This is a genomic window from Streptomyces sp. NPDC001514 (assembly GCF_053597075.1).
The window spans coordinates 91,345-112,882 of sequence record NZ_JBSFHO010000010.1; the positions used below are offsets into that span (position 1 = coordinate 91,345).

Annotated in this window: 15 protein-coding genes; 13 read left to right on the top strand and 2 right to left on the bottom strand. The window is 72.4% G+C overall.

Going from position 1 to position 21,538, the window contains the following annotated elements; genetic code table 11:
• The first annotated feature begins 42 nt into the window (after nt 1-42).
• The 6 genes from hmgA (at nt 43) to ACWCXB_RS13505 (ending at nt 10,721) form a co-directional block, all read left to right on the top strand.
• On the top strand, nt 43-1,362 hold the full coding sequence (hmgA, locus tag ACWCXB_RS13480) for a homogentisate 1,2-dioxygenase (RefSeq protein WP_450722238.1): 1,320 nt from the start codon (nt 43-45) through the stop codon (nt 1,360-1,362).
• A 24-nt stretch (nt 1,363-1,386) separates the two neighbouring features.
• Nucleotides 1,387-2,136 (top strand): GntR family transcriptional regulator, encoded by a 750-nt coding sequence (locus ACWCXB_RS13485; RefSeq protein ID WP_450722240.1) that lies wholly within the window; start codon nt 1,387-1,389, stop codon nt 2,134-2,136.
• Nucleotides 2,137-2,162: 26 nt separating this feature from the next.
• Nucleotides 2,163-3,311, top strand: coding sequence for a type ISP restriction/modification enzyme (locus ACWCXB_RS13490; protein ID WP_450722410.1), 1,149 nt, complete (start codon nt 2,163-2,165; stop codon nt 3,309-3,311).
• Between the two features lie 84 nt (nt 3,312-3,395).
• Entirely contained in the window at nt 3,396-4,589 is a 1,194-nt protein-coding gene (locus tag ACWCXB_RS13495; RefSeq protein WP_450722242.1) for a CaiB/BaiF CoA transferase family protein, read from the top strand.
• A 407-nt stretch (nt 4,590-4,996) separates the two neighbouring features.
• On the top strand, nt 4,997-9,364 hold the full coding sequence (locus ACWCXB_RS13500; RefSeq protein ID WP_450722244.1) for a Pls/PosA family non-ribosomal peptide synthetase: 4,368 nt from the start codon (nt 4,997-4,999) through the stop codon (nt 9,362-9,364).
• A 49-nt stretch (nt 9,365-9,413) separates the two neighbouring features.
• Complete coding sequence (locus ACWCXB_RS13505) at nt 9,414-10,721, top strand: M1 family metallopeptidase (RefSeq protein ID WP_450722246.1); 1,308 nt, start codon at nt 9,414-9,416, stop codon at nt 10,719-10,721.
• A gap of 218 nt (nt 10,722-10,939) precedes the next feature.
• On the opposite strand, the gene ACWCXB_RS13510 is transcribed toward ACWCXB_RS13505, so the two are convergent.
• On the bottom strand, nt 10,940-11,206 hold the full coding sequence (locus ACWCXB_RS13510) for a hypothetical protein (RefSeq protein WP_450722247.1): 267 nt from the start codon (nt 11,204-11,206) through the stop codon (nt 10,940-10,942).
• Between the two features lie 248 nt (nt 11,207-11,454).
• Between ACWCXB_RS13510 and ACWCXB_RS13515 the strand changes: the two genes are divergently transcribed.
• The 4 genes from ACWCXB_RS13515 (at nt 11,455) to ACWCXB_RS13530 (ending at nt 17,858) form a co-directional block, all read left to right on the top strand.
• Entirely contained in the window at nt 11,455-12,990 is a 1,536-nt protein-coding gene (locus ACWCXB_RS13515) for a DUF4331 domain-containing protein (protein ID WP_450722249.1), read from the top strand.
• A complete protein-coding gene (locus tag ACWCXB_RS13520) occupies nt 12,990-14,330 on the top strand; it encodes a tetratricopeptide repeat protein (protein ID WP_450722251.1) in 1,341 nt (446 codons plus the stop codon). The genes ACWCXB_RS13515 and ACWCXB_RS13520 overlap by 1 nt, the downstream gene beginning before the upstream one ends.
• 242 nt (nt 14,331-14,572) lie before the next feature.
• The gene (locus ACWCXB_RS13525) at nt 14,573-16,120 is read left to right on the top strand and encodes an urease accessory protein UreH domain-containing protein (RefSeq protein WP_450722253.1); all 1,548 of its coding nucleotides are present in this window, start codon (nt 14,573-14,575) and stop codon (nt 16,118-16,120) included.
• A gap of 58 nt (nt 16,121-16,178) precedes the next feature.
• A complete protein-coding gene (locus ACWCXB_RS13530; RefSeq protein ID WP_450722254.1) occupies nt 16,179-17,858 on the top strand; it encodes a serine/threonine-protein kinase in 1,680 nt (559 codons plus the stop codon).
• On the opposite strand, the gene ACWCXB_RS13535 is transcribed toward ACWCXB_RS13530, so the two are convergent.
• Complete coding sequence (locus tag ACWCXB_RS13535) at nt 17,842-18,651, bottom strand: SGNH/GDSL hydrolase family protein (protein WP_450722256.1); 810 nt, start codon at nt 18,649-18,651, stop codon at nt 17,842-17,844. The genes ACWCXB_RS13530 and ACWCXB_RS13535 overlap by 17 nt on opposite strands.
• Nucleotides 18,652-18,822: 171 nt before the next feature.
• On the opposite strand from ACWCXB_RS13535, the gene ACWCXB_RS13540 reads away from it, so the two are divergent.
• From ACWCXB_RS13540 to ACWCXB_RS13550, 3 genes are all read left to right on the top strand, one after another.
• Nucleotides 18,823-19,215 (top strand): hypothetical protein, encoded by a 393-nt coding sequence (locus ACWCXB_RS13540; protein WP_450722258.1) that lies wholly within the window; start codon nt 18,823-18,825, stop codon nt 19,213-19,215.
• Nucleotides 19,216-19,548: 333 nt separating this feature from the next.
• Entirely contained in the window at nt 19,549-20,433 is an 885-nt protein-coding gene (locus ACWCXB_RS13545; protein WP_450722259.1) for a glycosyltransferase family 2 protein, read from the top strand.
• Entirely contained in the window at nt 20,430-21,533 is a 1,104-nt protein-coding gene (locus ACWCXB_RS13550) for a glycosyltransferase family 2 protein (RefSeq protein WP_450722261.1), read from the top strand. The genes ACWCXB_RS13545 and ACWCXB_RS13550 overlap by 4 nt, the downstream gene beginning before the upstream one ends.
• Nucleotides 21,534-21,538 lie beyond the last annotated feature (5 nt).

A 21,538-nucleotide genomic window follows, 5' to 3' on the forward strand; every position in this document is an offset into this window, starting at 1 on the left:
ATAGGATTCCTTGGACAGGTACCGGACGCATCGGGAGCGCGCATGAGCGGCATCGAGCAGGCGAGGAAGACGGCCGACGGGCTGGAGTACGAGTCGGGCTTCGGCAACGAGCACAGCTCGGAAGCGCTGCCCGGCGCGCTGCCGCAGGGGCGGAACTCGCCGCAGCGGGCGCCGCTGGGGCTCTACGCGGAGCAGCTCAGCGGCTCCGCGTTCACCGAGCCGCGCGCCCACAACCGGCGCTCCTGGCTGTACCGGATCCGGCCGTCTGCCGCACATCCCCCGTTCGTACGCACCGACAACGGCGGCCTCCGCTCCGCGCCCTTCACCGAGACCGTGCCGGACCCGAACCGGCTGCGCTGGAACCCGCTGCCGGAGCCCGCGCCCGGGACCGACTGGCTGGCCGGTCTGTGGACGCTCGGCGGCAACGGCGACGCCACGCAGCGCGCGGGCATGGCCGTGCACCTCTACCACGCCAACGCCTCCATGGAGCGGAGGGTGTTCAGCGACGCGGACGGTGAGCTGCTGATCGTCCCCGAGCGGGGCGGGCTGCTGATCCGCACCGAGCTGGGGATGCTGGCCGCCAGGCCCGGCGAGGTGGCGCTGATCCCCCGCGGGGTGCGGTTCCGCGTGGAGCTCCTGGACGAGACCGCGCGCGGCTATGTGTGCGAGAACTACGGGCAGCCGTTCCAGCTGCCCGATCTGGGCCCGATCGGTGCGAACGGCCTCGCGAACGCGCGGGACTTCCGTGCGCCCGTCGCCGCCTACGAGGACGTCGAGGGAGAGGTGGAGGTGGTCAACAAGTTCTGCGGGAACCTGTGGAGCGCCACGTACACGCACTCGCCGCTCGACGTCGTGGCGTGGCACGGGAACCATGTGCCGTACATCTATGACCTGCGGCGGTTCAATGTGATCGGAACGATCTCGTACGACCACCCCGATCCGTCCATCTTCACGGTGCTGACGTCGCCGAGCGACACCCCCGGGCTCGCGGGTGTGGACTTCGTGGTCTTCGCGCCGCGCTGGCTGGTCGGCGAGGACACCTTCCGACCGCCCTACTTCCACCGCAATGTGATGAGCGAGTACATGGGGCTCATCGAGGGCGCATACGACGCCAAGGCGGAGGGCTTCGTCCCCGGTGGCGGGTCACTGCACAACATGATGTCCGCGCACGGTCCTGACCGGGAGACCTTCGACCGGGCGAGCGCCGCCGAGCTCAAGCCGCAGAAGATCGACGACGGCCTTGCCTTCATGTTCGAGACCCGCTGGCCGGTGACAGCCACTGCTCAGGCCGCAAACGCCGACCATCTGCAGAGGGGGTACGACGACGTGTGGCAGGGTCTTGAGCGCCACTTCCGGTCCTGAGGCCGGATCTGATACGGAGTTGCCGTGACCGCCTTCGCCCCTGACTCGCTCGTCCTGAACCGCAAGCTGCCGCTGTGGTACCAGGTCTCGCAGTCCCTCCGTGCCTCGATACTGGGGCGCCGGCCGCACGATCCGCTGCGGCTGCCGACGGAGGAGCAGCTCGCCGAGCACTACGGCGTGAGCGTGCTGACCATGCGGCAGGCGCTGAAGGAGCTCGAGACGGAGGGGCTGATCAGTCGGCACCGGCGGCGCGGCACCTTCATCGAACCGGGGGCGCGGCGGAGCGCACCGAGGCGGCTGCTGGGCTCGATCGACGCGATCGTGGCCCAGCAGTCGGGCGAGCGGACGACGGTCCTGGGGCACGGCCCCTCCCCCGTGCCGGGCGAACTCGCCGAGTACTTCGCGGACGTGGACGAGATCGTGACGTACCGCAGGCTGCGCTGCGACGGGGAGAGCGGCGAGCCGACGAACTGGGCGGAGAACGCGGTACGGCCGGACGTCGCCGCCGTGCTGGAGGTCGCGGACCTCGAGCGCTGGCCGATGACGAAGGTGCTGCGGGACGCCGTCGGGGTAAGGATCAGCCGGATCACCGACACGGTGGAGGCGCGGCTGGCCGACCCCGAGACGGCGGAGCTGCTCCAAGTGCCGCTGCTGTCGCCGATCCTGCACTACACGGGGGTGACGTACGACGACGAGGGGCGGGTGGTGGATGTGGCGCGGATCCGGTACCGGGGTGACCGGTTCTCGTTCTCGGTGACCGTCGAGGCGGAGTGATCGACGCCGTGCTGCTCGACGACCTGATGCCCTGGTCCACCGGACCCCTGCGGCTCGGCCGGAGCTGGCCGGTCGCTCCCGATGTGCGGACGCTCAGGTCCCGTTGGGACACGCTCGTCCGGGCCGAGGGGGACGAACGCCGGGCCCTGTTCCGCGAGACGCGGGTGCGGGGCGTGGGCACGGCCGTCGCCGCGCTGCCGGGGCAGTCCACCGGGACGGTGCGGTTCGCGCGTGAGGACGGCCCGTGCCCCGAGCCCGTACGGATCGCGCACGGCCCGTTCGACGAGCAGTGGATCGTCCCCGATCACCGCCTGATCGACGTCGCCCGGCCCGAGTTGTGGCGCGTCGCCGACGGGCGGCAGCTGTTCGCCGTGGAGCAGGGGTACGTGCCGGGGGCCGCGGGTCCCGCGCTACTGGTGTCGGGGGTGCTGCCCGAGGGGCGCTCCCCGGCCGGCCGGCCCGGGCGGATACGGCCCCTGTACCGGCGGCCCGGTGGCGTGGAGCCCAACCTGGCGCCGGGCCTGGTGGAGGCGCTGACACGTCGTTACGGGAGCGAGGTCGCACCGGAGGACGTGCTCGCCTGGGTCGTCGCCGTCGGGCAGGCGACGGCCAAGGGGTGCTCCGTGCCGTTCACCACGGATCCCGGCGTGTGGGCACACGGCGTGGAGCTGGGGCGGCGGATCGTCGGGATCCAGCTGAGGGGTGCGCGCGGCGGTGAGCGGCCGAGGCTGCCCGGGGGCCGGCGGCCGTATGTGCGCGCCGCGATTCCGCCGCGGCCCCGGGGGCTCACCTATGACGCCGGCGAGGAGACGCTGCTGCTCGGTGAGGGGCGGATCGCGCCCGTGCCTGCGGAGGCCTGGGAGTTCCAGGTGGGCGGTGTACGGGTGCTGGAGCACTGGTTCGAGCGGCGGACGGCCGAGGCGGAGCCCGGCACGCTGGAGGCGATCCGGCCCGGTGTGTGGCCGCAGGAGTGGACCTCGGAGCTGCTGGAGCTGATCACCGTGCTCGCGCTGCTCGGGCAGTCGGAGGCCCGGAGGGTGGAGCTGGGCAAGGAAGTTGCGAGCACGGAGCCGGTTGATCCGGGGATGGCGCCGGTGCCGGGAGCGGCCCGGCGGCCGGCTTCGGTGCTCGATCATCACGAGGAGGGCCCGGAGGGGCAGTTCGTCCTGCTTTAGGAGGGCAGTTCGTCCCGCTCCAGGGGTGCCCGCCGCTGCACTCGAGGGTGACAAAGGTGGTACCTACACGGTAGTACGGCTCCCATGAGCCACCCGCTTCCCCTGGACGGCGTCACGGTCGTCGCCGTCGAACAGGCCGTCTCGGCCCCTTTCGCCACGCGCCAGCTCGCCGATCTCGGCGCGCGTGTCATCAAGATCGAGCGCCCGGACGGCGGTGACTTCGCCCGCGGCTACGACACCGCCGCCCAGGGGCTGGCCTCGCACTTCGTCTGGTGCAACCGCGGCAAGGAGTCACTGGCCGTCGATCTGAAGGATCCGCGGGGCATCGAGCTGGTGGGCCGGCTGGTCGCGGACGCGGACGTGTTCGTACAGAACCTGGCGCAGGGTGCCGCGGAGCGGCTCGGACTGGATGCGGCCACGCTGTGCGCCGCGCATCCGCGGCTGGTCGCCGTGGACATCTCCGGGTACGGACCGGACGGACCGTACGCCCACAAGCGGGCGTACGACATGCTCGTCCAGTGCGAGGCGGGGCTCGTGTCGGTGACGGGGACCTCCGAGCACCCGGTGAAGGCCGGGATTCCGGCGGCCGACATCGCGGCGGCGATGTACGCGTTCTCGGGCGTGCTCGCGGCGCTGCTGCGACGGGCGACGACCGGGCGGGGCGGGGTCGTGGAGATCTCGATGCTGGAGTCGCTCGCGGAGTGGATGGGGCATCCGCTGCACCACGGGATGCACGGGGGTACGGCCCCGGCGCGCACCGGTGTGGCGCACGCCGTCATCTCCCCGTACGACGCGTATCCGACGGCCGACGGCGCCCAGGTGCTGCTGTCGGTGCAGAACGACCGCGAGTGGCGGCGGCTCGCGGAGTCGGTGCTGGAGCGCCCGGAGCTCGCGGACGACCCCGCGTTCGCCACGAACCAGGCGCGCACGGCGAACCGGGAGAAGACCGACGCGGTCGTCGCCGATGCGCTCGCGCACCTGGACACGTCGGAGGCCGTCGCCAGGCTGGAGGCTGCGGGTATCGCCTGCGCCCGCCTCAACACGATCACGGACCTGGCCGACCACCCTCAACTGACGGCACGCTCCCGCTGGCGGGAGGTCCCGTCGCCCACCGGCCCGCTGCGGGCCCTGCTGCCCCCGATCACGCTGCCGGGCGGCCCGGACCCGCGGATGGGCGCGATCCCCGCGCTGGGCGAGCACACCGACGCCCTGCTGCGGGAAGCCGGCCTGACGCCGCAGGAGATCGCGGAGCTGCGCGAGGCCGGGGTGGTCGCGTGAGCGGCGGCCCGGCCGGGCAGGGCGTCTGACCGACCGCACGGGGCGCCTTCGACACCCTCGACGTCCTCAACACCCTCGACGCCCTCCACTCAACACCCTTTGTATCCCGTTTTGTTCGTGCCCTTGGACACAGTCGGACATTCACCCATTCGGATGACACGCGGTCCGGAGCGTCGCCCGCTCCGGGCCTCCGACCTGTGACGATGCCGCGCGAGGGCCCACGAGGGCGACGAAACCCGTACACCGTCCGAGAGCAGGCACAACAGGCGAGTCGAGTGAACGCTGGATAAACTCCCCGTTTGCCGTGCGCGCAACAAGAATGCGGAGCGCAATCACCGACCGACGGAGAGTGAGACGCGTATGAACGAGACGACGTGCATAGTGCCGGCCGACGATCGGTGCGCTGCATGACAGTCGCCCCGGATACCCCGGCCCTCCTCGACCCGCTCCTCGACGACGCACCCGCACCGGCGCTCTTCGCCGCGGGGGGCGCCCCGGCCGAGCGTACGCTCCTCGACATCCTCGACGGGACCGCGCGCCGGCACCCGGACGCGCAGGCCGTCGACGACGGCGTCGCGCCCCTCACGTACCGCGCCCTCCTCTACGAGGTCGAGGCGCTGCGGCTGCGGCTCGCCGACGCCGGGATCGGCATCGGCGACCGGGTCGGCGTACGCGTCCCGTCCGGGACCGCCGATCTGTACGTCTCGATCCTCGCCGTACTCGCGGCCGGCGCGGCGTACGTCCCCGTCGACGCCGAGGACCCCGACGAGCGCGCCGAGCTGGTCTTCGACGAGGCCGCGGTCGGCGTCGTGATCGGCGAGGACCGGACCATCGTGGCGCGCGGCGCGGCCGGGGGCGTCACGGGCCGGCGCCCCGGCCCGGACGACGACGCCTGGATCATCTTCACGTCCGGCTCCACGGGCAGGCCCAAGGGCGTCGCCGTCACCCACCGCAGCGCCGCGGCCTTCGTCGACGCCGAGGCGCGGCTCTTCCTGGCGAACGCCCCGCTCGGCCCGGGCGACCGCGTCCTCGCCGGGCTCTCCGTCGCCTTCGACGCCTCCTGCGAGGAAATGTGGCTGGCCTGGCGGCACGGCGCATGCCTGGTGCCCGCCCCCCGCTCCCTCGTACGCACCGGCCTCGACCTCGGCCCCTGGCTCGTCGAGCAGCGCATCACCGTCGTCTCGACGGTCCCCACACTTGCCGCGCTCTGGCCGGCCGACGCGCTCGACGACGTACGCCTGCTGATCTTCGGCGGCGAGGCGTGCCCGCCCGAGCTGGCCGAGCGCATGGCCGTCCCTGGGCGCGAGGTCTGGAACACCTACGGCCCCACCGAGGCCACCGTCGTCGCCTGCGCGGCCCCGCTGACCGACGAGGGGCCGGTACGCATCGGACTGCCCCTGGACGGCTGGGAGCTCGCGGTCGTGGACGCCGGCGGCGAGGTCGTCGCCATGGGCGAGACCGGCGAGCTCGTCATCGGCGGCGTCGGCCTCGCCCGCTACCTGGACGCGGCCAAGGACGCCGAGAAGTACGCCCCCCTGCCCGCCCTGGGCTGGGACCGCGCCTACCGCAGCGGCGACCTCGTCCGCGCCGAGCCGGAGGGCCTCCTCTTCGTCGGCCGCGCCGACGAACAGATCAAGCTCGGCGGCCGCCGCATCGAACTCGGCGAGATCGACGCCGCCCTCCAGGCCCTCCCCGGCGTGGCCGGCGCGGCTGCCGCGGTCCGCACGACGGCAGCGGGCCACCAGCTCCTGGTCGGCTACGTGGTCCCGATCAGCGGCACGGCAGACGCGCCCGGCGCTGACGGGGACGGCCTCGGGCCGGCTTCCGCCGTGGACGGTGCGGGCAACGCGCCCGCTGCCGGAGCCGGTGACGATGCCGTGCCCGGCGCCGACACGACTGCCGACGCCGTGGCCGCAGCCCTGGCCGCGCCGGATGCCACCGTCCCCGACGGTGCGGGCAACGACACCGATGGCGTCGAGGCCCCGGGTTCACGTGCGGCGGCCGGTGAGGCGTATGTGCCTGCCGACGCCGGCGCCGACGGTGTCGAGGGTTCGGGCAGTGCGCCCAACGGTGCGTGCAGAACAGCCTCTGCGGGCGTACCCGACGATGCAGGATCCGACGCCGACGGCGTTCTGGACGCGGGCCCGCGTCCGGCGGGCGCTCAGGAGCACGCACCTGCTCTCGGTGTCGCCGAGGCGGACGCGGACGGCGTCGAAGGTTCGGACGCCGCCCCCGGCGGGCGGCCCACCATGCACAGCGTCGGCGAGTTCGACGTCGCCGACGCACTCGCGCGGCTGCGGAAGGAGCTTCCCGCCGCCCTTGTACCGCTCCTTGCCGTCGTGGCCGATCTGCCGACCCGGACCTCCGGGAAGGTGGACCGCAGCGCCCTGCCGTGGCCGCTGCCGCACGCCGCCCCGGAGGCCTCCGACGAGGAGGCCTCGTTCAGTGAGGCCGAGGCGTGGCTCGCCGAGCAATGGCGTGAGCTGCTCGGCGCGCCCGTCACCGGGGTCGACGCCGACTTCTTCGCGAGCGGCGGCGGCAGTCTCGCCGCCGCTCAGCTCGTGTCGCGGATCCGGGAGCGCTACGGCACCGGGTCCGTCGGCGACATCTACCAGCACCCGACGCTCGGCGCCCTCGCGCGAACGCTGGAGGACGCGACCGCCGGGAAGGCCAAGGTCCGTGCCGTGCGGCCGGTGGCCCGGATGGCCGGGGTCGTGCAGGTGTTGCTCCTGCTGCCGCTGCTCGGCGTCGCCGGGCTGCGCTGGGGCGTGGTCGCCGCGGCCGTCAACAACGTCGTCGGGCTGCCCTGGGCACCCACAGTGTCCTGGTGGTGGGTGGCGCTCGGCTGGCTGCTGTTCGGCAGCCCTCCCGGGCGGATCGTGATCGCGGCGGGCGGAGCGCGGCTGCTGCTGCGCGGTGTCCGCCCCGGCACCTACCCCCGAGGCGGCCGCACCCATCTGCGGCTGTGGACCGCGGAGCGGCTCGCCGAGTTGAGCGGTGCGACCGGTCTCGCCGGCGTGTGGCTCACGTACTACGCGCGGGCGCTCGGCGTCCGTATCGCCGAGGACGTCGATCTGCACGCGCTGCCGCCCGTCACCGGCATGCTGCGCCTCGGCAGGGGCGCCGCGGTCGAGCCGGAGGTGGATCTGTCCGGGCACTGGCTGGACGGGGACCGGCTGCGCATCGGCGCCGTACGGATCGGGGCGGGTGCCACGGTCGGTGCCCGCAGCACACTCTTCCCGGGCGCGCGCATCGGCAAGCGGGCCGAGGTCGCGCCCGGCTCCGGCGTGACCGGCACCGTCCCGGCGGGCGAGCGCTGGGCGGGCGTTCCGGCGTCCCGCAAGGGCAAGGCCAACCGTCGCGCCCCCGAACGCCGACCGGTGCGCCGGCGCCGCTGGACGGCCGTCTACTCCCTCACCTCCCTCGGCCTCACGCTGCTGCCCGCCCTCGCGGCGCTGCCCGGTCTCCTGGTCATCGGCGTCTTCCTGCGCGGCCGTACCGCCGTCGGCGGGGCGTTGACCGCCGCCCTGGCCGCCGTCCCGCTCGCGACGGTCGCCGCCGTGATCACGTACGCGCTGCTGATCCTCGTCGGCGTACGCGCACTCGGCATCGGGCTGCGCGAGGGCTACCACCCGGTCCACGGCCGGGTCGCCTGGCAGGCGTGGGTCACCGAACGGCTGATGGACATGGCGCGCGTGCATCTCTTCCCGCTGTACGCGAGCCTGTTCACGCCCGTGTGGCTGCGGGCGCTCGGCATGAAGGTGGGCCGCGGCGTCGAGGCGTCGACGGTGCTGGCACTGCCGGCGATGACCACGGTCGGCGACGGCGCGTTCCTCGCCGACGACACGATGGTCGCGAGTTACGAGCTCGGCGGCGGCTGGCTGCACATCGCCGAGGCGCGCGTCGGCAAACGCGCCTTCCTCGGCAACTCCGGGATGACGGCCGCGGGCCGCCGGGTGCCGAAGCGGGGCCTGGTGGGTGTGCTGTCCGCGACCCCGAAGCGGGCGAAGCCGGGCTCCTCCTGGCTCGGCATGCCGCCCATGAAGCTGCCCCGGGCGGCGGAGGAGGGCGACCAGAGCCGCACCTTCGCCCCGCCGATGCGCCTGAAGTGGGCGCGTGCGTGCGTCGAGCTCTTCCGCGTCGTACCGGTCATGTGCGGCGTGGCGCTCGCCGTGCTCGCCTTCGTGGCCTTCGATCTGCTGGCCGGCCGATTCGGCTTCGCGGTCGCGGTGCTGAGCGGTGGCCTGGTGCTGTCGGCCGCGGGCCTGGTGGCCTGCCTGGTGGCGATCGCGATGAAGTGGCTGCTGGTCGGCCGGTTCCGGGCGGTCGAGCATCCGCTGTGGTCGTCGTTCGTGTGGCGCAACGAGCTCGCCGACACGTTCGTGGAGGTGCTCGCCGTGCCGTGGCTGGTCGGCGCGATCGCCGGTACGCCGCTGATGAATCTGTGGCTGCGCGGTCTCGGCGCCCGCGTCGGCCGCGGCGCCTGGTGCGAGACGTACTGGCTTCCGGAGGCCGACCTCGTCACCGTCGGCAGCGGGGCCAGTGTCAACCGGGGCTGTGTCGTGCAGACCCACCTCTTCCACGACCGGATCATGCGCATGGAAAATGTCGTCCTCGGAGCGGGCGCCACGCTCGGTCCGCACGGCATCGCGCTGCCCGGCGCGGTGATCGGCGACCGCGCGGCGGTCGGTCCGGCTTCGCTGGTGATGCGCGGGGAGAGCGTGCCCGCGGACACCCGCTGGCTGGGCAACCCGATCGCGGCATGGAAGCAGTGAGCACGGGCGCGACAGCGCAGCACAAGGCACGACCGGAGGACGCACGACGGTGACGGATTCGTACCTGCCGCAGCACGGCGACAGCGGCTACCGGACGACCGAGTACGACCTGGAGCTGGACTACCGTCCGCACACCGGCCGGCTCGCCGGCCGGGCCAGGATCAGTGGCGTCGCCGAGCGTGCACTGCCCGAGGTCGTCCTGGACCTCGGGCAGTTCCGCCTCACCAAGGTCCTGGTGGACGGCGTCCGCCCGGCCCGGTACACGCATCGCGCCGACAAGCTGCGGATCCGTCCGTCGCGGCCGCTGCGCGCCGGGGCTTCCTTCACCGTGGAGGTGCGCTACACCGGCGTCCCGCTCCCCGTCCGCACGCGCGACTGGGGCGACCTGGGCTGGGAGCAGTTGGAGGACGGGGCTCTGGTGGCTTCCCAGCCGAACGGTGCGCGGTCCTGGTTCCCGTGCAACGACCGCCCGGACGACAAGGCGCCCTACCGGATCGCGGTGACCGCACCGTCGCCGTACACGGTGGTCGCGAACGGCGTGCTCACCTCCCGCACGATCAGCGCCTCGACCACCACCTGGGTGTACGAGCAGCCCGCGCCGATGGCGAGCTATCTCGCGACCGTCCAGATCGGGCCGTACGAACTGGTCGAGGTGGAGCACGCGGGTGCGGTGCCCCAGCCGGCCGCTGTGCCGCGCGCGTTGCTCGGCCGTTTCGCGCACGACTTCGCCCGGCAGCCGCAGATGATGACGGTGTTCACGGACCTCTTCGGCCCGTATCCCTTCGACGACTACGCGGTGGTCGTGGTCGACGAGGAGCTGGACGTGCCCGTCGAGGCCCAGGGTCTCTCGATCTTCGGCGCCAACCATGTCGACGGCAGGCGCGGCAGCGAGCGGCTGGTCGCGCACGAGCTGGCGCACCAGTGGTTCGGCAACAGCCTGACCGTTGCCGACTGGCGGCACATCTGGCTCAACGAGGGCTTCGCGAAGTACGCCGAGTGGCTGTGGTCCGAGATGTCCGGCGGCCCTTCGGCGACGGCCATGGCGGCCAAGTCCCGGGCCCGGCTCGCGCTGATGCGGCAGGACGTCAGGATCGGCGATCCGGGCCTGCGACGGCTGTTCGACGACCGGGTCTACGAGCGGGGTGCGCTCACTCTGCACGCGCTGCGCACGGAGATGGGGCACGCGGCGTTCGTGGGGCTGCTGCGGGAGTGGACCGCGACCCACCGGCACGGTGTGGTGACGACGGAGGAGTTCATCGCCCTCGCCCGCCGTCACTCGGCACGACCGCTGGACAAGCTGTTCACGATGTGGCTGTACGAGACCAAGCTGCCGGCCCTGCCGGAGCAGCGCCGCTGACACGCTCGTACGGGCCTGCCGGGTGCCACGCACGTGGGGCCTTGGGCTGGGGTGGGAGGCCCCGTGCGACGGATGACAGGGACTTCAGGAACCGGGCGTGCGGGAAGAGCGGGGCGTGCCGGGGTGGTCGGGCCGTGCAGGCCGGGCGAATGCGCGGGGGACGGGTGCGCGTGAACGGTCACGCGAGCCCGGCGCCGCCGGCCGACCACCCCACCGGGCTACTGGCGGCGGCTGCCGAACAGTGAGCGCCGCAGCCTGCGCAGCGGTGCGAAGAGCGAGACGCGCGCGCTCTTGCTCCTGTGGGTGTGCGCCACATCACGCGTCGTCAGCTCACGCATCAGCGACGTCGCCTCGGCCGTCTCGCCCTGCGGGACGGCAGGGCCGCCCAGCACCGAGAGATGGCGGTCGAGACGCGAGCTGGTCGCGCTGCTCCCGCATGTGATCGCAGGCACTCGCGCCCTGCTGCGCACCGTTATCTGTTCCATGTCACTCCCCACCCGTACGAGGGCACCCGGCCCGGGCAGGTTAACCCTATCGCCCCGCGACGACACCCGTGTATCCCGGTGGCGGGATTCACCACACCCGTACGGGTGTTGACGACCACTCTACGAATCCATCTGATTCCAGGGCGAGTTGGACAGTGAGGCAACAGCGACCAATCCTCCGGCCCCCTGTCTCCGAATGCAGGTCACCAGGCAGTTCGGATACCTCGCTCAGGAACAGGACGGATGCGATGACCACTGTGAACAGGAGCGCACGGGGGCGCAAAAGTCTCGCCGCGCTCGTCTGCGGTGCGCTGGCCGCCGGGGGGCTCGCGGCCGCCGGCGTCACCACCTCCCTCGCGCCGGGGGCGGCGAACGCCTCCAGCCACCGTGAGGCGCCGCTGATCTCGGGCCAGCCGCAGTACGACAACACCGACGTGTACGCCTTCGTGAGCCCGGACAAGCCGGACACCACGACGATCGTCGCCAACTGGCTGCCGTTCCAGGAGCCCGCGGGCGGGCCGAACTTCTACCGGTTCGCCGACGACGCCCGCTACGACATCCACATCGACTCCGACGGGGACGCGCAGGGCGACCTGCTCTACCGCTGGACGTTCAAGGACCACGTACGGAACGGCAACACGTTCCTGTACAACACCGGCCCGGTGACCAACCTCGACGACCCGGACCTCAACATCACCCAGACGTACGACATCGAAGTGCTGCGGCTGCGGAACCAGCATGTGATCTCCACCACGAAGATCGCCGACGATGTGCCGGTCGCCCCCTCCAACGTGGGCAAAGCGTCCATGCCGGACTATGCGAAGCTGCGCGGGCAGGCGATCCGCCAACTGCCGGACGGCGGCACGGCGTTCGCCGGGCAGGCCGACGACCCGTTCTTCCTCGACCTGCGCGTCTTCGACCTCCTGTACGGAGGTGATCTGTCGGAGGTCGGCAGGGACACGCTCAAGGGGTACAACGTCAACACCATCGCCCTGCAGGTGCCGTCGGACCACATCCGGCAGTCGGTCGGGCAGCCGGTGATCGGCATCTGGTCGACCACGCACCGCAGGAACGCGAGCGGTCACTGGACCCAGGTCTCGCGGCTCGGAATGCCGCTCGTGAACGAGGTCGTCGTACCGCTGAAGGCGAAGGACCGCTTCAACGCGTCGGCGCCGTGGAACGACGCGGACTTCCTGCCGTTCGTCACCGAACCCGAGCTCCCGAAGCTCATCGAGGCCATCTACAAGATCGATGCTCCGCAGGAGCCGCGGAACGATCTCGTGTCCGTGTTCCTGACCGGTGTGAAGGACCTGAACCAGCCGCCGAACGTCCGGCCTGCCGAGGCGTTGCGCCTGAACACCGCGATCCCGCCCTCCTCCGAGCCGAAGCGCCTCGGCGTGCTGGACGGGGACAACGCGGGCTTCCCGAACGGGCGGCGGCTCACCGACGACGTCATCGACATCTCGCTGCAGGTCGTCGAGGGCGAACTGCTCGGCCAGAAGAACGACTTGGGCGATGCGGTGGACGCCAATGACCAGCCCTTCGGCAACAGCTTCCCGTACGTCGCGCTGCCGGCATCGGGTTCGAACGGCCCGCTCGCACAGGGGCAGACCGGCGGGGACCGTAGCCAGCTGGAGGGCGGCGCCGCCGAACTGACGGCGTCGGCCGGCGACAACGGCACGCTGGTCGCCGCCTCGCTGGCGGCCGCGGGCGCCGGGATCGTGCTCGTGGGCCTCGGCCTGGCGTGGTGGCGCATGCGCCGGCGTGGCAGGGCGGTGCTGTGATGCCCGTCGCGGGCGGACGGACGTGGCGGCTCGCGGCCGGAGTGGCGGGGCTGGCGCTCGCACTGACGGCCGCGGGAATGCTCGTGGGCGGCGTGGGCGAAGGCCCCGCCGCCCCGGCGGCCGCTGCCGGGTCGGTGGTCGGGTCGGGCGGTTCGGGGGGTTCGGGGGGTTCGGGCGGGCAGAGTGTCCGATCGCTCCAGGCCCACCTGAAGGCGCAGCCGAAGGACGCGGCCGCCTGGGCGGCGCTCGGGGCCGCGTACGTCGAGGAGGCCCGGGTCGGTGGCGACCCGTCGCGCTATCCGCAGGCGGACGAGGCGTTCGTACGGTCCCTGCGGCTGCGTCCGGACGACAACGCCGAGGCGCTCGCCGGACGGGGCGCCCTCGCCGCCGCCCGGCACGACTTCCCGGCGGCGCTGCGGGACGCCGACAGCGCGCTGGCCGTGAACGCCTACAGCGAGCGTGCTCTGGCCGTACGGATCGACGCGCTCGTCGAGCTCGGCCGTTACCAGGAGGCGTTGGGGGCGGCGAAGCAGGCGGACGCGCGCCGGCCCGGCATCCCCGTCTTCACGCGTTTCGCGTACGTGCACGAGCTGCGCGGCGATACCGCCGAGGCACGGCGGGTGCTGGAACTCGCCCTCGACTCGGCCGTCCGCCCCGCGGACATCGCGTACACGGCCACCGCGCTCGGCCAACTCTCCTGGCACGAAGGCCGGTACGAGGAGGCTTTGAGCCACTGCGATCACGCGCTGAAGGCCGACCCCGGGAACCTGGAGGCACGGGAGTGCCGGGCCCGTGCGCTTGCCGGCAAGGGTGATCTCGCGGGCGCCGTCAAGGAGTTCGAGGGGGTCGTCGAGCGCGCGCCGTTTCCGGCGCGGCTCGTCGCGCTCGGCGAGCTGTACGAGGCGACCGGGCAGCGCGAGCGGGCCGCGGAGCAGTACGCGGTCCTCGGCACCTGGACCGGCCTCGCCCGCGCGGGCGGGGTCAACCCCGACCTGGACACCGCGCTTGCCGCCGCCGACCACGGCGACCGCGCGGACGCCCTGCGGGCCGCCCGCGCCGAATGGCAGCGCCGCCGCACGGTCCACACGGAGGACGCGCTGGCCTGGGCGCTGCACCGGTCGGGCAGGTCGGAGGAGGCGCTCGAGCATGCCAGGAAGGCGACCGCGACCGGGTACCGGAACGCGGTGTTCCTGTACCACCGCGGAATGATCGAGCGGGCGGTGGGCGACGAGGCGGCCGCGCGGAAGTCCCTGTCCCGGGCGCTGGCGCTCAACCCCGCCTTCTCGCCGACGGGTTCACGAGAGGCGCGGCGCGCGCTGGACGGGCTGGAGGGGGCATGAGGCGGCAATTCGCGAAGTCCGTCCGGCGCTTGAGGACGGACACGCAGGCCCACCCGACGACACCGGGCACACACCAAGCCCGTCCGGCGCTTGAGGACGGACACCCCAGGTCACCGGGCCTTGCCGGGCGCGCCCCAGGGGGTCCGGGGGCGAAGCCCCCCACGCGGCACAGCCGCACTTCGACGCTGCGGGAAGGGGCGGGCAGGGGAAAGCTCCGCAGGACGCTCACCGGCCTCGCCGCCGTGCTCGCAACCGCCGTCGCCCTGCTGGCAGCCGGTGCGTCCCCCGCCGCAGCGCACCCTCTCGGCAACTTCACGGTCAACCACTACGACGGACTCGTCGCCACCGAGGGCGAGTTGAGGGTCGACCACGTCGAGGACCTCGCGGAGATCCCGACCGCCCGGATCCGGCCCGAGGGACGCCCGGAGGGTGAGCTCGCGGCGTGGGCACAGGCGCGGTGCGAGACGGCCGCGCAAGAGGCACGGGTGCGGGTGGACGGGCGGGCGGTGCCGCTCCGGACCGGCACCGCGCGGGCGGAGGTCCGGCCGGGTCAGGCGGGGTTGCCGACCCTGCGCGTGGAGTGCCGGATGACGGCACCGCTGCCGGACCGCAGGGCCACCGTGGACTTCCGGGCCGGCACCGGCGGGCAGGGCTGGCGGGAGATCACGGCGCGGGGCGACCGTACGACCCTGACGTCGTCCGACGTGCCCCAGGACTCCGTCTCACGCAGGCTGACCGCGTACCCGGAAGGCCTGCTCGACTCCCCGCCCGACCGCACGACCGCGACCCTGACGGTCGTCCCGGGCGGCCCCGCCCTGACGGACGACGCGACGGCTGCCGCACCCCCGTCGGTGCTGCCGCGCGGCGTCGACCGCTGGACGCAGGCCCTGACCGGACTCGTCGAGCGGCGCGAGCTGACCCTGTCCTTCGGCGCGCTCGCCCTCGCGATCGCCGTCGGCCTCGGCGCCCTGCACGCTCTCGCCCCGGGGCACGGAAAGACCCTGATGGCCGCGGCAGCGGCGGCGGGCGGGCGGAGCTCGCTGCGGGACGTCCTGGTCCTCGGCGCTTCCGTAACGGTGACCCACACCCTCGGCGTGTTCGCACTGGGTGCCGTCGTGGCGGCGGGCGCGGCGGTCAGCCCGTCCGTCGTGGGGTGGCTGGGCGTGGCGAGCGGCGCGCTGGTCACGGTGGCCGGTGCCCTGCTCGTACGCCGAGCCTGGCACCACCGCGCACATGAGCACGGGCATGGGCACACCCACGTCCACTGGCCGGGCGCCGGGCACGCCCACAGCCACGGTCACGTTCACAGCCACGACCACCCCCACAGCCACAGCCACAGCCACGAGCGTCCCGGCGACACGTCGAAGCCCGCAAGCGAGCACGAGTACGAGCACCCGCGCGAGCACCCCCACCGGCACGACATCGCCCCCACCCGCACCCGGCCGCTGCGCCGCACCGTCCTCCTCGGCTTCGCCGGAGGCCTCGTGCCCAGCCCCTCCGCCGTCGTCGTGCTCGTCGGCGCCGCGGCCCTCGGGCACGCCTGGTTCGGGTTGCTCCTCGTCGTCGCGTACGGCGCCGGGCTCGCCCTCACGCTGACCGCCGCGGGCTTCGCCGTCGTCCGGCTCGGGGCGCGCGCGGCCGGGTGGCTGGCGCGGCGGCGGGCCGGAGGGCGGTCCACGGGGCGGCTCGTCGGCTTCCTTCACCGCACCGCTCCGCTGAGCACAGCGGTCGCCGTGTTCGTACTCGGGTGTGGATTGCTGTTCAGGGGGGCCGCAGGGGCCATCAGTTGAGCTAGCTTGGAGGGGTTTACACCGTGATGGTCGCTCTGCTGCGGATGGGGGGCTCGTCATGAGCGAAGTGCCGGGCGACGGTCGGGACGGCCATCGGGACGACGAGGGGCTGATCGCGGGGCGCTACCGCCTGCTCGACCGGCTCGGCGAGGGCGGCATGGGCGTCGTGTGGCGCGCCCGTGACGAGGTCCTCGGCCGGGAGGTCGCGGTCAAGGAGGTCCGGGCGCCCGAAGCGCTCGGCACCACCGATGTGCGGCGGCTGTACGCGCGCCTGGAGCGCGAGGGCTGGGCAGCCGCCCGGATCTCGCAGCGCAATGTGGTCACGGTCTACGACGTGGCGTCCCACGACGGCCGGCCGTGGATCGTGATGGAGCTGATCCGGGGGCTCCCGCTCTCCGAGGTGCTCGACGCCGAGGGCCCGATGCCACCGCGGCGCGCCGCGCACATCGGGGCCGAGGTCCTCGCCGCGCTGCGGGGCGCACACGAGGCGGGGGTGCTGCACCGCGATGTGAAGCCCGGGAACGTGCTGCTCGCCAACGACGGCCGGGTGGTGCTCACGGACTTCGGGATCGCGATGGTCGAGGGCACATCGAATCTGACGATGACCGGTGAGCTCGTCGGATCGCCCGAGTTCCTCGCCCCGGAGCGGGCGCTCGGGCGCACTCCGGGCCCGGAGTCGGATCTGTGGTCGCTCGGGGTGCTGCTGTACGCCGCCGTGGAAGGCGTCTCTCCCTTCCGCCAGAACACGCCGCTGAGCACGCTGCGGGCGGTCGTCGACGAGGAGCTGCCGCCACCGCGCAGGGCGGGTCCGCTGGCGCCGGTGATCGCCGGGCTGCTGCGGAAGGATCCCGCGGAGCGGATGTCCGCGGAGGAGGCCGAGCGTGAGCTGCGGATCGTGGGCGCCGGCGGCACGCCGCGTACCGGCTCCACTCCCCTGCCGACCTCCGGCCCGTCCGCCCCGACGGTCACCTCACCGGCCACGCCGGCGACTCCGGCCGCACCCGTGGGCCGCTTCGGACCGCCCACGCCACCGACGGGAACGACCCCTGTCCGGCCGGACCGGCCGCGACGGGCCACGACCGCGCTGGTCGTGGGGATCGCGGTCCTGCTCCTGGCGATCGGTGGCCTCACGTACGCACTCGTGAACAGCGGGGGCAACGGCGGTGAGGGCAACGGCAGCGGTGGTGCGAACAACGGTGCGACGGACGGCGGCACGGCTAACGGCGGCGTCACCACCGGCCCGGCCACGACCGCGGAAAGCTCCCCCGAGGACACCCCAGGCACACCGGGCACCACGGAGAACCCCACCGCCGGCGGCCACAGCTCCCCGCCGCCACAGCCGCCGCAGACCGTGCAGGTGTACGCCCAGGCCGTGATCGGCAGCTACAGCGGCACCTGCCCGCCGCCCGAGGCCGAGGCACCCGCTTTCCGGGCGACGGTCACCGTGGGACGTACGCCCGTCTCCGTCTCGTACCGCTGGGTGACCGAGAGGGGCAGGACGCCCGGCGGGGAATGGAAGACACTCGACTTCCCCTCCGGGGAAGGGAAGTCGCAGCAGGTGAATCACATCGAGCTGACGTACGAGGAGAACGCGGAGCACCACGACCGGATCCGGCTGGAGGTCCGGAGCCCGGTCGAGGCGCGATCGAACTGGGTGGCGTTCTCGGTGACGTGCAAGGAGGACGCCCCGACGGGCGAGCCCTCCTATCCGGCGGGTTCGCTCACACCGCAGAACTGAACGGGGGCAGGTAGCCGCCGGACTGTCCCGATGCGGTGGGGTGGTACGACTCGCTGATGTTCAGCCAGTTGACACTGTGCAGCCATGCGGCGCCGGAGCAGATCTCGTGCCCGGTGAAGGCCGGCACGACATCGGCGAAGGTGAATCCGTGGTCGGCGGCGCGCTTGGCGATGGCGGCGTTGAGGTGGTCGGCGCCGCCGTTGATCGCGGCGCGCTCGTTCTCGCTGAGGCCGGCGATGCAGCTTCCGGCCAGCTTGTAGAAGCGGGGGTAGCCGAGGACGACGACGTGCGCCGCCGACGCTCTGCTCCTGATGGCCGAGTACACCGAGTCGAGACGCCCGGGCAGGGTCGTGTCGACGTAGCGCTTCGCCTCCTCGACGCGGGCGATGCAGGTGCTCTCGGACTGCAGGACACAGGTGGTCATGACGTCGGAGAAGCCTGCGTCGTTGCCGCCGATGGTGATGGAGACGAGGTCGGTCGCGGAGGTGACGGGGCCGAGCTGGTTCGCCGTCACATCACTCGTACGAGCGCCCGAGCAGGCGGTGAAGGCGAACGAGGAGGGTGAGTTGGCGGCTGCCCAGAGGGCGGGGTAGGCCCGGTTGGTGCGCTTGCAGTTGCCGCTGGAGCTGATGTAGGAGCCGGCCCCGAGGCCCGAGGAGTACGAGTCGCCGAGGGCCACGTAGTCCAGTGCTGCCGCGTTCTGGGCGGCCTGCGCCTGGCCCGCTCCGGTGAGAGCGAGGACGGCGCCGAGGAGGAGTGAGGATGAGAATGCCGCGATTCGGGACAGTTTCATGGAACCTCCCTTTAGCAGGATCTCTGCCTCAACTGTCGTAGCACGCCCCATAGTTCACCGGAAGTGTCCATGCCAAGACCAATCGGTTACCGGCGCCCACTTCTTGACGGACCATCGGCCGCACCCCAGCATGGATGCACACATCTGGCACCTTGGGGGGCAAAGTCGCCCATGCAGACGATCACCAGCAAACCGGACCTTCGGCCGGATGTGCCGCCGGTGCTCGCGGGGGGAGCCCTGGCCGTGTCGGGGGTCGGCGCGGCACTGGCGCTCGCCGGTGTCGACTCACCGCTGCGCGCGCCGCTCGCGCTCTTCTATCTCCTCGTGGCGCCGGCCGCCGGACTCGCCACTGCGCTGCGCCCGTTGGCCCGGTCGGCCCGATTCGTTCTGTCGGCGGCCGGCGCGGTCGTCATTGATCTTTTCCTCGCCCGATTGCTGCGGGTGCTGGACATCCGCTCCGTTGAAGTCGGCGTCACATCCGTAACAGCGATCACTCTCCTTCTCTTTCTCATCGGGATGCGGAACAGGCTTGTGCATTTCCGCCCGGGAAGGAAAAAGAAGTAGAAACGTGAGACCTCGGTCCAGGTCTTGCCATACAGTCCTAATTATCAATACCGTCGTACATCCACCCGCAACGGTCCATCATGCAAGGCGACTCCAGGGGAGGGGTCGAGCATCCCGATGGGTCCGGAGCGGAGCGCGGTAGGGGGGTGCCGTGTTCGGCCATGTCATCACGCATGCGCCGGTTCACGGGCCGCGCGACCTGCAATGCCGACTCACCCAATGTGCACGGAGATCCGTGCCGTCATGACCGGGGTGAGAACCCCCCTTTCGAACCGGACACTCATTCGGACCGCCCCGGGGCGGGCGGTCCACCGGACGAGAGGGAAACCGCTCATGAGCTCGTTCCTGCGCCCGGCGGCCTCGGGGAACACCGCCGCGGCTCCGGCCACGGCCACCGCTACGGCCACCGCCACCGCCACCGCCACTGCCACTGCCACATTGAGCCGAATACCGGCCCAGTACCGGCCGATCTCCTCCCATCTCGCAATCGCGCCGCCCGTCAGCGTCGTGATCCCCGCCATGAACGAGGCGGAAAATCTTCCGTACGTCTTCAAGACGCTGCCCGAATGGATCCATGAAGTCGTTCTCGTCGACGGAAATTCCACGGACGACACCGTGAATGTCGCCCGGGAACTGTGGCCCGACGTCAAAGTCGTCAGACAGGCCGGAAAGGGCAAGGGCGACGCCCTCATCAGCGGCTTCGCCGCCTGCACCGGCGACATCATCGTCATGGTCGACGCGGACGGCTCGGCCGACGGCCAGGAGATCGTCAGCTATGTCTCGGCCCTCGTCGGCGGCGCCGACTTCGCCAAGGGCTCCCGCTTCGCCAACGGCGGCGGTACGGACGACATGACGCCCATCCGCAAACTCGGCAACCGCGTCCTGTGCGCTGTCGTCAACGCCAAGTTCGGCGCGCGCTACACCGACCTCTGCTACGGCTACAACGCCTTCTGGCGCCACTGCCTCGACAGGATCACCCTGGACTGCACCGGCTTCGAGATCGAGACCCTCATGAACATCCGGGTGGTCAAGGCCGGCCTGCGGGTCCAGGAAGTGCCCAGCCACGAGTACCTGCGCATCCACGGCGTCAGCAACCTCAGCGCCGTACGGGACGGTCTGCGGGTCCTCAAGGTGATCCTCAAGGAGAAGGGCGTCCGCCGCCCGGCGCGCCGCACGCCCGCCATCACCCTCAAGGCTCCGCGGGGAGAGGTCTCTTGAGCCACCGGACGTACTCCGTGGTGATCTGCGTCTACACCGAGGACCGCTGGGAGGACATCCTCGCGGCGGTCGACTCGGTGCGGCAGCAGTCGCTCCCGGCCCTGGAGACGCTGCTCGTCGTCGACCACAACCCGGCGCTGCGGGAACGCCTGGGCAGGGAGTTCAAGACCGACGCGGAGACCGGCGGACGGACCGGAGCGGAGGTGCGGGTGCTCGCCAACGCGGGCCCCCGCGGCCTCTCCGCCGGCCGTAACACCGGAATCGCCGCGGCGCGCGGCGAGATCGTCGCCTTCCTCGACGACGACGCCGTGGCCGAGCGCGACTGGCTGCGGTACTTCGACGAGGGCTACGACGATCCGCGCGTGGTGGCCGTGGGCGGAAGGACCCTGCCGGCCTGGGCGTCGGGCCGTCGGCCTGCCTGGTTCCCGGACGAGTTCGACTGGGTCGTGGGCTGCACGTACCGGGGCCTGCCGCCGGGGCGTGTGCGCGTACGCAACGTCCTCGGCGGGAACGCCTCCTTCCGGCGCACGGCCTTCGACGCCGCGGGCGGCTTCGCCACCGGCATCGGACGGGACGGCGACAAACGGCCGCTGGGCTGCGAGGAGACCGAACTGTGCATCCGGCTCGGCCGGGCCCTCCCCCATGCGGTCCTGCTGATCGACGACCGCGCCGTCATCCACCACAAGGTCCCGCCGGCCCGCGAGCGCTTCGGATACTTCCGTACGCGTACGTACGCCGAAGGCCTCTCCAAGGCCCTCGTCGCCCGCAGCGTCGGCAGCGACAAGGGCCTGGAGTCCGAGCGCCGGTACACGACGCGGGTGCTTCCGGCGGGCGTCGCGCGCGGACTGCGCGACGCCCTGCTGGGCAGACCCGGCGGGGCGGGCCGCGCGGCCGCGATCGTGGCAGGCGTCGCGACGGCGGCGGCCGGGTACGCGCTGGCGAATGTGCGCACCCGCTCCGGAGTGGCGTTCTCCCACGGCCCCATCACCGCCTACGCGCCGAGCGCGGGAACCCCGGGAAGCTCAGGAGGCTCAGGAGGCACGGGAAGCTCAGGAGGCATGGGGATCCCGGGAAGCTCGGCAGGTGAGTCGTCGCCGTGAACCAG

Bases quoted from the DNA above. Each gene is read 5' to 3' on its own strand.
- hmgA (WP_450722238.1), top strand. From the start codon at position 43: ATGAGCGGCATCGAGCAGGCGAGGAAGACGGCCGACGGGCTGGAGTAC.
- ACWCXB_RS13490 (WP_450722410.1), top strand. From the start codon at position 2,163: ATGCCCTGGTCCACCGGACCCCTGCGGCTCGGCCGGAGCTGGCCGGTC.
- ACWCXB_RS13495 (WP_450722242.1), top strand. From the start codon at position 3,396: ATGAGCCACCCGCTTCCCCTGGACGGCGTCACGGTCGTCGCCGTCGAA.
- ACWCXB_RS13500 (WP_450722244.1), top strand. From the start codon at position 4,997: ATGACAGTCGCCCCGGATACCCCGGCCCTCCTCGACCCGCTCCTCGAC.
- ACWCXB_RS13510 (WP_450722247.1), bottom strand. From the start codon at position 11,206: ATGGAACAGATAACGGTGCGCAGCAGGGCGCGAGTGCCTGCGATCACA.
- ACWCXB_RS13515 (WP_450722249.1), top strand. From the start codon at position 11,455: ATGACCACTGTGAACAGGAGCGCACGGGGGCGCAAAAGTCTCGCCGCG.
- ACWCXB_RS13520 (WP_450722251.1), top strand. From the start codon at position 12,990: ATGCCCGTCGCGGGCGGACGGACGTGGCGGCTCGCGGCCGGAGTGGCG.
- ACWCXB_RS13530 (WP_450722254.1), top strand. From the start codon at position 16,179: ATGAGCGAAGTGCCGGGCGACGGTCGGGACGGCCATCGGGACGACGAG.
- ACWCXB_RS13535 (WP_450722256.1), bottom strand. From the start codon at position 18,651: ATGAAACTGTCCCGAATCGCGGCATTCTCATCCTCACTCCTCCTCGGC.
- ACWCXB_RS13540 (WP_450722258.1), top strand. From the start codon at position 18,823: ATGCAGACGATCACCAGCAAACCGGACCTTCGGCCGGATGTGCCGCCG.
- ACWCXB_RS13545 (WP_450722259.1), top strand. From the start codon at position 19,549: ATGAGCTCGTTCCTGCGCCCGGCGGCCTCGGGGAACACCGCCGCGGCT.